At 54.9% G+C, this 12,588-nt stretch carries 13 protein-coding genes; 5 read left to right on the top strand and 8 right to left on the bottom strand.

What is annotated here, in order from left to right; all coding sequences use genetic code 11:
* Positions 1-89: 89 nt before the first annotated feature.
* The 4 genes from ABFV38_RS17575 to syd all read right to left on the bottom strand — a co-directional run bounded on the left by ABFV38_RS17575 (position 90) and on the right by syd (position 2,844).
* Positions 90-539, bottom strand: a complete 450-nt coding sequence (locus ABFV38_RS17575; RefSeq protein ID WP_023294459.1) for a flavodoxin — start codon at positions 537-539, stop codon at positions 90-92.
* A gap of 24 nt (positions 540-563) precedes the next feature.
* Entirely contained in the window at positions 564-1,340 is a 777-nt protein-coding gene (gene truC / locus ABFV38_RS17580) for a tRNA pseudouridine(65) synthase TruC (RefSeq protein ID WP_045908468.1), read from the bottom strand.
* Entirely contained in the window at positions 1,337-1,666 is a 330-nt protein-coding gene (locus ABFV38_RS17585) for a YqcC family protein (RefSeq protein WP_023309024.1), read from the bottom strand. Before ABFV38_RS17585 ends, truC begins: the two co-directional genes overlap by 4 nt.
* A 632-nt stretch (positions 1,667-2,298) precedes the next feature.
* The gene (gene syd, locus ABFV38_RS17590) at positions 2,299-2,844 is read right to left on the bottom strand and encodes a SecY-interacting protein (RefSeq protein WP_045908467.1); all 546 of its coding nucleotides are present in this window, start codon (positions 2,842-2,844) and stop codon (positions 2,299-2,301) included.
* A gap of 69 nt (positions 2,845-2,913) precedes the next feature.
* Here syd and queF point away from each other — a divergent pair, with 69 nt between their 5' ends.
* The 5 genes from queF to xni all read left to right on the top strand — a co-directional run bounded on the left by queF (position 2,914) and on the right by xni (position 9,349).
* Positions 2,914-3,756 (top strand): NADPH-dependent 7-cyano-7-deazaguanine reductase QueF, encoded by an 843-nt coding sequence (queF, locus tag ABFV38_RS17595; protein WP_021241894.1) that lies wholly within the window; start codon positions 2,914-2,916, stop codon positions 3,754-3,756.
* A 116-nt stretch (positions 3,757-3,872) separates the two neighbouring features.
* Positions 3,873-5,237, top strand: a complete 1,365-nt coding sequence (gene ppnN / locus ABFV38_RS17600; protein ID WP_008499641.1) for a nucleotide 5'-monophosphate nucleosidase PpnN — start codon at positions 3,873-3,875, stop codon at positions 5,235-5,237.
* Between the two features lie 515 nt (positions 5,238-5,752).
* The gene (locus ABFV38_RS17605) at positions 5,753-7,048 is read left to right on the top strand and encodes an HAAAP family serine/threonine permease (protein ID WP_045404160.1); all 1,296 of its coding nucleotides are present in this window, start codon (positions 5,753-5,755) and stop codon (positions 7,046-7,048) included.
* A gap of 65 nt (positions 7,049-7,113) precedes the next feature.
* Positions 7,114-8,481 carry an L-serine ammonia-lyase II gene (gene sdaB / locus ABFV38_RS17610; protein ID WP_008499643.1) on the top strand — a complete coding sequence of 456 codons (1,368 nt, stop codon included), beginning with the start codon at positions 7,114-7,116 and terminating at the stop codon, positions 8,479-8,481.
* Positions 8,482-8,593: 112 nt separating this feature from the next.
* Positions 8,594-9,349, top strand: a complete 756-nt coding sequence (xni, locus tag ABFV38_RS17615) for a flap endonuclease Xni (protein WP_021241892.1) — start codon at positions 8,594-8,596, stop codon at positions 9,347-9,349.
* A gap of 62 nt (positions 9,350-9,411) precedes the next feature.
* Here the strand turns inward: xni and rlmM are convergent, their stop codons facing one another.
* From rlmM to ABFV38_RS17635, 4 genes are all read right to left on the bottom strand, one after another.
* Complete coding sequence (gene rlmM / locus ABFV38_RS17620; RefSeq protein WP_048029185.1) at positions 9,412-10,512, bottom strand: 23S rRNA (cytidine(2498)-2'-O)-methyltransferase RlmM; 1,101 nt, start codon at positions 10,510-10,512, stop codon at positions 9,412-9,414.
* Complete coding sequence (locus ABFV38_RS17625; protein WP_008499646.1) at positions 10,505-10,900, bottom strand: DUF423 domain-containing protein; 396 nt, start codon at positions 10,898-10,900, stop codon at positions 10,505-10,507. Before ABFV38_RS17625 ends, rlmM begins: the two co-directional genes overlap by 8 nt.
* 39 nt (positions 10,901-10,939) lie before the next feature.
* Positions 10,940-11,857, bottom strand: coding sequence for a glycine cleavage system transcriptional regulator GcvA (gcvA, locus tag ABFV38_RS17630; protein WP_008499647.1), 918 nt, complete (start codon positions 11,855-11,857; stop codon positions 10,940-10,942).
* Positions 11,858-12,206: 349 nt separating this feature from the next.
* Positions 12,207-12,434, bottom strand: a complete 228-nt coding sequence (locus ABFV38_RS17635) for a YgdI/YgdR family lipoprotein (RefSeq protein WP_008499648.1) — start codon at positions 12,432-12,434, stop codon at positions 12,207-12,209.
* Positions 12,435-12,588: the final 154 nt, after the last annotated feature.

The raw sequence follows: 12,588 nt of genomic DNA on the forward strand, positions 1-12,588 counted from the left end.
GGCGGGGGGTAATGCCGGGTGGCGGCTACGCCTGACCCGGCCTGGAAAACCCGTAGGCCCGCGCAAGCGAAGCGCCGCCGGGCAGAGTGTTATTTGAGAAGTGAAGCCCAGTTCTCCACCCACGGGTTTGATTCGCTTTCTGGCTCCGGGTGCTCACCCGCATCAATCAGCAGCATCTCGCCCACGCGCTGGGCGCTCTGCTCCTGCAGGAGCGCATCGAACTGCTTGCCGCCTCCGCAGAAGTTTGCGTAAGAGCTATCGCCGAGGGCGATGATGCCGTAGTGAACATCTGGCTGATAGCCAAGCTGGTCTTTAATGCCCTGGAACAGCGGCACGATGCTGTCCGGCAGATCGCCCTGCCCGGTGGTGGAGGTCACCACCAGAATGTATTTATCTTTATACTTTTCCCAGTCCGCCAGTTCCGGATCTTCATAGACCGTGGCTTTATGGCCCTGGCTTGCCAGAATCGCCTCCGCCTCTTCCGCGACCAGCAGCGAGTTGCCGTACATTGTGCCGACAAAAATGCCTACTTCAGCCATGCTATTTTCCCATATTGAATGCGCTTACTCTTCATCCTGAACGTTGCCCGATACAAACTCAACCCTTTCATTTTCGGGGAGTTGTCCGAGCCAGCCAAACTGTGACAGCGCCTGCATCCAGACGTCGTCCAGCCCCGCGCGGATAGTCAGCGGCTCGCCGGTAAACGGGTGCGTCAGGCTGAGCTCGCTTGCGTGTAACATCAGACGATGGCAGCCAAAGTGCTCGGCCGCGCTGCGGTTCTGGCGCAAATCACCGTGTTTGCTGTCGCCAATAATCGGGTGGCGCAGATGCGCAAGATGGCGTCGCAGCTGGTGCTTACGCCCGGTTTTGGGCAGAAGCTCAACCAGGCTGTAGCGTGTGGTCGGAAATTTGCTGGTAGCCACCGGCATTTCCGTCGTCGCCATGCCGCGATAATCCGTCACGGCGGGCTGCGGTCCTTTGTCATCCCGGGCAAATTTATCGGCGATTTTGTCCAGTTCCTCCACCAGCGGGTAGTCCAGGGTGGCAGACTCGGTCAGCCAGCCACGCACGACCGCGTGGTAGCGCTTCTGGATCTGGTGCTGTTCGAACTGCTGCGCCAGCAGACGGCCAGCTTCGCTGGAAAGACCCATCAGCAGCACGCCGGAGGTCGGCCGGTCGAGGCGATGGGCGGTAAATACATGCTGACCAATCTGGTCGCGAACGGTCTGCATCACCACCACTTTCTCGTCGCGATCCAGCCAGCTGCGGTGCACCAGCCAGCCTGACGGTTTATTCACCGCCACCAGCCACTCGTCCTGATAGAGGATCTCAAGCGTCATGCATCTTCACCGGCAAACAGGGCATCCAGTTTTTCCAGTTCGACCAGCATGACGTCGCGCGCAGGGTGCGTCGCTTCGAGCGCCATTTCATAATAGGGAGAGACAGCAAACGCCTGCGGCAAGGGGTGCCCCCCCTCAAGCAGGGCGTGCATGCGCGGAATTAACACCCACTGCAGCCACTCGAAAGGCGCCAGCGTATCCAGGCAGAAGGGCTGGGTGCTGGCGAACGCTTCTGGCTGCGGCGCGGTCTCCTGCCACAGCTGATGTTGGCGCAAAAGGGCTTCGATGGCGTGCAACTGAGCACGAACGCTATCGTGTTGCGTCATAGTAACCTCAACTGAAAATGTGAACGGCGCGCAGCATAGCATTGCGAAAGGTAGAAATAAAAAAAGGGAGCACTGTAAAAACAGTGCTCCCGGTTCGTTCCGCAGCATTCCAGCTACAATTCGTGCTCCCTGCTCATCCGTGACAACTTTTCCTGAAGCCCGAAGGCCTGGTCATCCGTCTACCTTTCGCATCCTGCACACATCTTCCTGACGTGTTTGTTTCATCCTGAAACGTCCTGGCCTTCCTGACCCACCGACCATCCTGACCGGCTCTCGTTCTCCTTCCTGGAGGTGTCCCTTACGCATCCTGCGTTATCCACTTTGCTTCATCCTGAAGCCTTCCTGCAGCGCCATCCTGACGAGTCCTGTGTGAGAAACGCCATCATCCTGATGTTCGTTTCTCGTGTCGGCTTCCTGTCGACGGAGATAGAATCCGCTATTCCGCTTCGTCTTACAACCCACTCAGTCAGCGTTGTAAGACGCCGGGACTCCCTAAAAATAATAGGACGAACAACTAATTCATTGAAAAATAGAGTGATATTAATCTGAATTTAATGAGGTAATACTGAATGTTCCAGCGATCTCTCACAAACCTTGTAAGAGATCTCTCACACGCGCTGTAGCAGCATGGATTACAGAAGGGGCTCAAGTCGGGTGAGGAAATCCGCAAGAGAGGGGGCGAGAGTCTCGCGATTGCGGGTACCGATAGTCTCTTTAATCACTTCACCTGACAGGTTACAGACGGAGATTACGTCCAGCTCGCTGTCCAGCGTGGCGATAAAGAGCGTCGGAGAAAGCTTAAGGCGCTTTTGCGTGACCAGATGACCAATCAGGTTTTCCTGAACACGCTGCAGATCGTCTTCGCTCCAGGTCTGCAACAGCGTCAGCGTCATGTCCGCAAAGCGCGCAGGCATATCCCCTGCAAACTGCGTGGCATAAAACGCATGAACCGCTGGTTGTACCACAATGTCCATTGCCCGTTCAACCGCATTTACATTCTGCTCGCCGGTATTCGGCTTCGGCTGCCAGATCACGTAATCATCAAGCGAAGAGATAATGCACGGCGAAGGGACGCCATATAAATCAGCGCTTTGCGGCCACGTGCCCTGCTTTTCATGCCATGCGTCGCAGTAGCGGGTCGTAAAGGTAGTGAGGGCATTTGCAGTTTCGATGTCCACCGATTTCTCTCTTCTTGTCAGACAGGATAAACTCAGGCCATAAGTGTACCTGTAAAGTGGCTATGAAACATGTCTTACGAAAATCATCAGGCGTTAACCGGCTTAACGCTGGGTAAATCGACCGATTACCGCGATACCTACGATGCAAGCCTGCTGCAGGGCGTGCCGCGTAGCCTGAACCGCGATCCTCTGGGACTGCACGCGGACGCGCTGCCGTTCGTGGGTGGCGATATCTGGACGCTGTACGAACTCTCGTGGCTCAACGCGCGCGGCCTGCCGCAGGTGGCGGTGGGCCACGTTGAGCTGGACTACGCCAGCGTGAATCTCGTCGAGTCGAAAAGCTTTAAGCTCTATCTCAACAGTTTTAACCAGACCAAATTCAACAGCTGGGACGACGTTCAGCACACCCTGGAACGTGATTTAAGTGCCTGCGCGCAGGGCAAGGTGAGCGTCTCACTGTATCGCCTGCACGAGCTGGAAGGCCAGCCGGTCGCCCACTTCAACGGAACCTGCATCGACGATCAGGACATTGAGGTGGAGAATTATGAATTCAGCGCGGACTATCTCGAAAACGCGGCGAGCGGCAAGGTGGTCGAAGAGACGCTGGTCAGCCATCTGCTGAAATCCAACTGTCTGATCACGCATCAGCCGGACTGGGGCTCGGTGCAGATCCAGTACCGCGGCCCGAAAATTGACCGGGAGAAGCTGCTGCGCTATCTGGTGTCGTTCCGCCATCACAATGAATTCCACGAGCAGTGCGTGGAGCGCATTTTTAGCGATATTCAGCGCTTCTGCCAGCCAGAAAAATTGAGCGTTTACGCGCGCTACACCCGCCGCGGCGGTCTGGACATTAACCCGTGGCGCACCAATACCGATTTTGTGCCGGCGACGGGCCGGCTGGTGCGTCAGTAATATAAATATTTTCACAATATGCGCGGTATCTTCCGCGCTTTAGGTTGTGAAACGTCACGCGCCAGGGCTATTGTAATCAACAGGGAAAGACGATAATCGTCCCGTAAGGAGCTCACTTGATTACACATATTAGCCCGCTTGGCTCAATGGATATGTTGTCGCAGCTGGAAGTGGACATGCTTAAACGCACGGCCAGCAGCGATCTTTATCAACTGTTTCGTAACTGTTCACTTGCCGTTCTGAACTCCGGAAGCCTGACAGATAACAGTAAAGAACTGCTGTCCCGCTTCGAAAGCTTTGATATCAACGTGCTGCGCCGCGAGCGTGGCGTGAAGCTTGAAGTCATCAACCCGCCGGAAGAGGCGTTTGTCGACGGACGCATCATTCGATCACTTCAGGCTAACCTGTTTGCCGTGCTGCGTGACATCCTGTTTGTTAACGGGCAGATCCACAACGCAGGCCGTTTCCAGCATCTCGATCTGGAAAGCTCGGTCCATATCACCAACCTGGTGTTCTCCATTTTGCGCAACGCCCGTGCCCTGCACGTGGGTGAAGCGCCGAACATGGTTGTCTGCTGGGGCGGTCACTCCATTAACGAAACCGAATACCTTTATGCACGTCGGGTGGGCACCCAGCTTGGCCTGCGCGAGCTGAATATCTGTACCGGCTGTGGTCCGGGTGCGATGGAAGCGCCAATGAAAGGTGCCGCAGTGGGTCACGCGCAGCAGCGCTACAAAGAGGGACGGTTTATCGGTATGACCGAGCCGTCCATCATCGCCGCAGAGCCACCTAACCCGCTGGTTAATGAACTGATTATCATGCCGGATATCGAGAAACGTCTTGAAGCGTTTGTCCGTATCGCCCACGGCATCATCATCTTCCCGGGCGGCGTGGGGACAGCGGAAGAGCTGCTCTATCTGCTGGGTATTCTGATGAACCCGGCCAACAAAGATCAGGTTCTGCCGCTGATCCTGACCGGACCAAAAGAGAGCGCCGACTACTTCCGCGTGCTGGACGAGTTTATCGTGCACACGCTGGGTGAAGCCGCGCGTCGTCACTATCGCATCATCATCGACGATGCTGCGGAAGTGGCGCGCCAGATGAAAAAAGCGATGCCGCTGGTGAAAGAGAACCGTCGCGATACCGGGGATGCCTACAGCTTTAACTGGTCAATCCGCATTGCACCGGATCTGCAGATCCCGTTCGAGCCTTCACACGAGAACATGGCGAACCTGAAACTTTACCCGGATCAGCCGGTGGAAGTCCTGGCCGCCGATCTGCGTCGCGCCTTCTCCGGGATTGTGGCGGGCAACGTCAAAGAGGTCGGTATCCGCGCCATTGAGCAGTACGGTCCGTACAAGATCCACGGCGATCCGGAGATGATGCGCCGTATGGATGACATGCTTCAGGGCTTTGTCGCCCAGCACCGCATGAAGCTGCCGGGCTCTGCCTATATTCCTTGCTACGAAATCTGCACCTAACGCTTAGCGATATCTCATCAAAGCCGGGTCGCCCTGTTGCGCGTCCCGGCTTTTTTTATTCCTGATGTAATTCATAGGCATCACTTATATCTTTTACAAAATTGTCACATACGCAAACGATTACCTGCATTTTGCAACCGTAAATTATCAGCCTTAATCCAAATTACCTGCCAGAAAATACTAAAAACCCATTTCTTTACAGCGAAAGACACCTATATCACGGGGCGGTCTTTCAGCGCACATGTCGTTGGTGGTAGCCTTCGCGCCCGTAAATTCTCTTTGATGTTTTTTTAACAGATAAATGGTCTAAAGATGCCCACATCATAAGTGGATTATTGCATTTGGGATCACGATCACTGATAGATTCATAACTAGAATGTATCTTTCCGCCCGCCAATAGTTACGGGCAAAAATTATTAAAAAACCGTCACTGAACGAATTTCATATTACCGTCAGGCACTTTTTCATCGGATTTGACTAAAAACCTGACAATTCGCTTCCTCCAGGAGATACAGATGGAAACCACTCAAACCAGCACCGTTGCTTCGATTGAATCCCGAAGTGGTTGGCGCAAAACGGATACCATGTGGATGCTTGGCCTTTACGGCACGGCAATCGGCGCTGGTGTACTGTTCCTTCCTATCAACGCAGGCGTCGGCGGTCTGATCCCGCTGATCATTATGGCTATCATTGCTTTCCCGATGACCTTCTTTGCACACCGCGGTCTGACCCGCTTCGTGCTGTCCGGTAAAAACCCGGGTGAAGACATCACTGAAGTGGTTGAAGAGCATTTCGGCGTGGGCGCAGGTAAACTGATTACCCTGCTCTACTTCTTCGCGATTTACCCTATCCTGCTGGTTTACAGCGTGGCGATCACCAACACCGTTGAAAGCTTCATGCTGCACCAGCTGCACATGACGCCGCCACCGCGTGCCATCCTGTCTCTGATCCTGATTGTCGGCATGATGACCATCGTGCGCTTCGGTGAGCAGATGATTGTGAAAGCGATGAGCGTACTGGTGTTCCCGTTTGTGGCCGCACTGATGCTGCTGGCCTGCTACCTGATCCCACAGTGGAACGGTGCAGCGCTGGAAACCCTGTCCCTGAGCAGCGCGTCTGCGACCGGTAACGGCCTGCTGATGACCCTGTGGCTGGCGATCCCGGTTATGGTCTTCTCCTTCAACCACTCTCCTATCATCTCCTCTTTCGCCGTGGCGAAACGTGAAGAGTACGGCAATGGTGCAGAGAAGAAGTGCTCCAGCATTCTGGCACGCGCTCACGTCATGATGGTGCTGACCGTTATGTTCTTCGTCTTCAGCTGCGTACTGAGCCTCTCCCCGGCGGACCTGGCGGCAGCGAAAGAGCAGAACATCTCTATTCTGTCTTACCTGGCGAACCACTTTAACGCACCGCTGATTGCGTGGATGGCACCGATCATCGCGATGATCGCCATCACCAAATCCTTCCTGGGCCACTACCTGGGCGCACGTGAAGGCTTCAACGGTATGGTGATTAAATCTCTGCGCGGTAAAGGCAAGAGCATTGAAATCAACAAGCTGAACAAAATCACTGCACTGTTCATGCTGCTCACCACCTGGGCGGTAGCGACGCTGAACCCAAGCATCCTGGGCATGATTGAAACCCTGGGCGGCCCGGTCATCGCGATGATTCTGTTCCTGATGCCGATGTACGCGATTCAGAAAGTCCCGGCTATGCGTAAGTACAGCGGTCATGTCAGCAACGTCTTTGTGGTTATCATGGGGCTTATCGCTATCTCTGCGATCTTCTACTCCCTGTACACCATGTTCTGATTCTCACCCGCGCCGTCCCCGGACGGCGCACTCCCTCCTCTCTGACTGAAAGCAATGGACGCATCATGATTAGCGTATTCGATATTTTCAAAATCGGTATTGGTCCTTCCAGCTCTCACACCGTCGGACCGATGAAAGCCGGTAAGCAGTTCACGGATGACTTGATTGCACGCGGCATCTTGCACGACATCACCCGCGTGGTTGTCGATGTATACGGCTCGCTTTCCCTGACCGGGAAAGGCCACCACACCGATATCGCCATTATCATGGGCCTGGCGGGAAACCTGCCGGACACCGTTGATATTGATGCGATCCCTGGCTTTATCCAGGACGTGAACACCCACGGGCGCCTGCTGCTGGCGAACGGCGAGCACGAGGTTGAATTCCCGGTTGACCATTGCATGAATTTCCATGCGGACAACCTGTCGCTGCACGAAAACGGTATGCGCATCACCGCGCTGGCCGGCGACAAAGCGGTATACAGCCAGACTTATTACTCTATCGGCGGCGGTTTTATCGTCGACGAAGACCACTTTGGTCAAACCAGTACTTCCTCTGTCGAGGTGCCGTATCCGTACAAAACGGCGGCAGACCTCCAGCGCCACTGCCAGGAGACGGGCCTTTCCCTCTCCGGTCTGATGATGAAAAACGAGCTGGCGCTGCACAGCAAAGAGGAGCTGGAACAGCACTTCGCTAACGTCTGGGACGTGATGCGCGGCGGTATTGAGCGCGGGATCACCACCGAAGGCGTTCTGCCGGGCAAGCTTCGCGTACCGCGTCGTGCGGCAGCGCTACGCCGTATGCTGGTGAGCACCGACAAAACGACAACGGACCCGATGGCCGTGGTGGACTGGATCAACATGTTTGCCCTGGCGGTAAACGAAGAAAACGCCGCTGGGGGCCGTGTGGTCACCGCACCGACCAACGGTGCCTGCGGCATCGTTCCGGCGGTACTGGCGTACTACGACAAGTTTATCCGTGAAGTGAATGCGAACTCGCTGGCGCGCTACCTGCTGGTGGCCAGTGCGATTGGTTCTCTGTATAAGATGAACGCCTCCATTTCCGGTGCGGAAGTGGGCTGTCAGGGTGAAGTCGGCGTGGCGTGCTCCATGGCGGCAGCGGGTCTGGCGGAGCTCTTGGGCGCAAGCCCGGCGCAGGTGTGCATTGCTGCGGAAATCGGCATGGAACACAACCTGGGGCTGACCTGTGACCCGGTTGCCGGCCAGGTACAGGTTCCGTGTATCGAGCGTAACGCGATTGCCTCCGTGAAGGCGGTGAACGCGGCGCGTATGGCGCTGCGCCGCACCAGCGAACCGCGCGTCTGTCTCGATAAGGTTATCGAGACCATGTACGAAACCGGTAAAGATATGAATGCCAAATACCGCGAAACCTCTCGCGGCGGCCTGGCGATGAAGATCGTAACCTGCGATTAAGCCTCTCAGGAAGCCTCGTTTTGCGAGGCTTCTTCCTGTTTTCCCCACCATTCATAGTTTCATGCTGCCGACAGTGTTACCCTTCATGCATTAGATAGAAGGGAGATTATCTGTGGCCGTTCATTTACTTATCGTCGATGCACTTAACCTGATTCGCCGTATCCATGCGGTACAGGGGACGCCTTGTAAAGACACCTGCCTGCACGCGCTGGAACAGCTTATCCGCCACAGTGAACCCACCCATGCGGTCGCGGTATTTGATGACGAAGCCCGCAATACGGGCTGGCGGCACCAGCGTCTGCCCGACTACAAAGCCGGACGCGCACCGATGCCGGACGATCTTCACGCCGAATTGCCCATGCTGCGCGCCGCATTTGAACAGCGGGGCGTCCCCTGCTGGGGCGCACAGGGAAATGAAGCCGACGATCTCGCGGCCACCCTGGCCGTAAAGGTGGCGAGTGCCGGGCATCAGGCCACGATCGTTTCAACGGACAAAGGCTACTGCCAGCTGCTCTCCCCCACTATCCGCATTCGCGACTATTTTCAAAAACGCTGGCTGGATGCGCCGTTTATTGCCAGCGAGTTTGGCGTATCGCCTGAGCAACTGCCGGATTACTGGGGCCTGGCTGGCATCAGCAGTTCTAAAGTTCCGGGAGTGGCCGGGATTGGGCCGAAGAGCGCCGCGCAGTTGCTGACCGATTTTCAGAGTCTGGAAGGCATTTACGCCCGTCTGGACGAGGTGCCCGAAAAATGGCGCAAGAAGCTGGAGGCGCATAAAGAGATGGCGTTTATCTGCCGGGAAATCGCAACGCTACAGACGGATTTACAGCTGGACGGGAATTTACAGCAGTTAAGGTTAGAACGTTAAAACGACGACACGGTTTTGTAGGCCCGGTGAGCGCAGCGCCACCGGGCAAAACAAAGCACTTATTAGCGCTCGTCGCGACGCCCGCCTACGGCCGCCCACCAGCGACGAATATGCACCGTCACCTCTTCGCGGTCGTGATACAGCTGACGCGCCTGGATCTCCACGTTAATCCCGTGTTCGTCCATCTGCTCCTGAATGTAGGCCAGGTTCTGCGACACTTCCTCATAGCGCTTTTTCATCGGCAGCTTGAGGTTGAAAATGGTCTCGCGACACCAGCCGTTTACCAGCCAGGAGGCCATCAGCGCGGCCACTTTCGCCGGTTTCTCAACCATGTCGCACACCATCCATGAGATGTTGTTACGGTTCGGGCGATAGCGGAAGCCGTCTTCACGCAGCCAGGTGACCTGCCCGGTGTCCATCAGGCTTTGCGCCATCGGACCGTTATCGACGGACGATACCCACATATTGCGTTTCACCAGCTGATAGGTCCAGCCGCCCGGGCACGCGCCGAGATCGACGGCGTACATGCCGTTTGCCAGACGCTCATCCCACTCATCCGCCGGGATAAAGACGTGGAACGCCTCTTCCAGCTTGAGCGTGGAACGGCTTGGCGCATCGGCCGGGAAGCGCAGACGCGGGATGCCCATAAAGAAAGGAGAGTTGTTGGTGGTGTACGAATAGCCCGTATAGCAGCAGCCCGGTGCGATAAAGAAGATATGCACCACCGGACGCTTCGGCGTTTCGTAGTTCGTCAGCACGCCCGCATCACGCAGCGCCGCACGCAGCGGAACGGTGAACTTACGGCAGAACTTCATCAGCTCTTTACTTTCGTTGGTATCCGCCACTTCAACGCGCAGATCGCCGCCCTTCTCCACCACGCCCTGCAGCATGCCGACAATGGGGGTGATGCGGTCTTCCGGGGGAAGATCCTTCAGCAGCTCACCCGCGACAAACATCTGGCGCGCAAAGATCAGCGAGCTGAACGGCAGCTCGCGTGCCAGCTTATCCGCATCTTCAGGCTGATAGCATTCAAAAACCACGTAGCCCGCGTTTTCTTTTACGCGAGCAAAGCCGAAGATTTCGCGCTTCGCCGCTTTATCGGTAATTTCCGCGGCGCACTCTTTCTCAAACCCCGGGCGACAATATAAAACAACCTTATTCATGAACAACGCCCTTGCGTTTCAGACGGATAGCTCCGATAAACATTAATACCCAACCCGCCAGGAAGCTGACGCCGCCGACAGGTGTTACAAACGCCCACAGGCGTAAATGCGAAAGTGCCAGACAGTAGAGGCTGCCGCTAAAAAGCACCGTGCCCAGCGCCAGGAAGACGCTGCTCCAGTAAAACCAGATGCTGATACGGCGCTGCATCGCTACCGCCAGCCCAAAGATCGCCAGCGTATGGAACGCCTGATATTCAAGGCCGGTCTGGATCCAGCCCATCTCTACGGCGCCCAACGACTTGCTTAAGACATGTGCGCCGAAGGCGCCCAGTGCAACAAAAATAAAGCCACTCACCGCGGCAAAAATCAGCATGAATCGGCTGGTCATGTTTAAGTCCTGAATTAATGCGTGCCCGGCACACAAACGTTATTGTTCATACCTGAAGCGGAATTTTTCTTGCTCGCTTGCCGCTTTCGCCAGTATCCACTGCCGGAAGGCGGCTATTTTACCCAGTTCTGCCTGACTGTCATGACAAACCAGATAAAACGCATTCTTGCTGACCAGTACATCATTAAAAGGGCAGACCAGGCGACCTGCCTCAATTTCGGACTGCGCCATAACGTTGTTCGCCAACGCCACGCCCTGCCCGTGAATGGCAGCCTGTAACACCATCGCACTGTGGCTAAAGATGGGTCCCTGCTGCACGTTTATATGAGTAAGACCTAATTGACGGGTATAAGTTTGCCAGTCGCGTCGAGAGGCATCATGTAAAAGCGTATGCTGCGCCAGGTCAGCGGGAGATTTCAGCGCCTTGTCGCCCGTTAACAGCAGGGGAGAACAGACCGGCAGGAGATATTCTGCGTATAATTTCTCAACACGCAAGCCCGGCCAGTTACCGCGACCATAAAAAATCGCGACATCCACGTCATCGGCCAGCTTGTCTTCCTGACGATCCACGGCCTGGATTCGAACGTCTATCCCCGGATAAGCTGAGTTAAAGCTTGAGAGTCTTGGCACCAGCCACTGAATGGCAAAACTGGGCAATAAACTGACAGTCAGGGCACCTTTTGCACTGCGGGCCTGTAGCTTACGCGTGGCTTCAGTGAGCTGCGAAAAAATCTCTTTAATATCCTGAAAATAGCTCTGCCCCTCTTCGGTCAACAGCAACGAGCGGTTGCGTCGACGAAACAGCTTAAGGCCCAGAAAATCCTCCAGAGACTTGATTTGGTGACTTACTGCGGCCTGTGTCACAAAAAGCTCATCGGCTGCGCGGGTGAAGCTCAGGTGACGTGCTGCTGCATCAAAAACACGTAATGCGTTGAGGGGGGGCAATCGCTTTGACATGGTTATCTGGCTTAGATGTTAACGGAATTTAACAAATAGGAAACAACGTTTAACCTATTAGTTTTTTTTATCTGAGCCATTATAATTTGTCCGTTGAGGAACTACCAGCAAATACCTATAGTGGCGGCACTTCCTGAGCCGGAACGAAGAGCTTTTTTCGGAATGCGTGTTCTGAAGGGCTTTTGGCTTACGGTTGTGATGTTGTGTTGTTGTGTTTGCAATTGGTCTGCGATTCAGACCACGGTAGCAACGCTACCAATTTTTCACTTCCTGTACATTTACCCTGTCTGTCCATAGTGATTAATGTAGCACCGCCAATTTGCGGTGCTTTTTTTTCGCCTGCGATCGGTTAATGCTCGATCTCTTTCATCTCTTTCACGTCCGTGCGGTTGATCTGCTGCTTGTTCCCGTTAGCATCTTTGTACGAAATCATCCCGGTATCGTTATCGGTTGTCGGTTTCCCTTCCGAAACGATGGAACGACCATCGTTGGTGTGCATCACGTAGTTGTTACCGGAACAGGCGCTCAGGGCAAAAGTAAACGCACAGGCAGAGATGATTGCAGCTGTCTTATTCATGATTATTCTCCTTTAGCAATTAATGCTATTCAAACCTCGATTTATAACAGGCTAAAACATCCGCCTAACACTATTTAGCATAACCTGCTTTTTTGGGGTCATCAGGATAAGCAGACAATTCCGATAGATATCAACCTCCTTGCCCTGCCGCTGA

Source organism: Enterobacter cloacae complex sp. Mu1197 (assembly GCF_040059225.1).
In the GTDB taxonomy this organism is placed as follows: Bacteria; Pseudomonadota; Gammaproteobacteria; order Enterobacterales; family Enterobacteriaceae; genus Enterobacter; species Enterobacter quasiroggenkampii.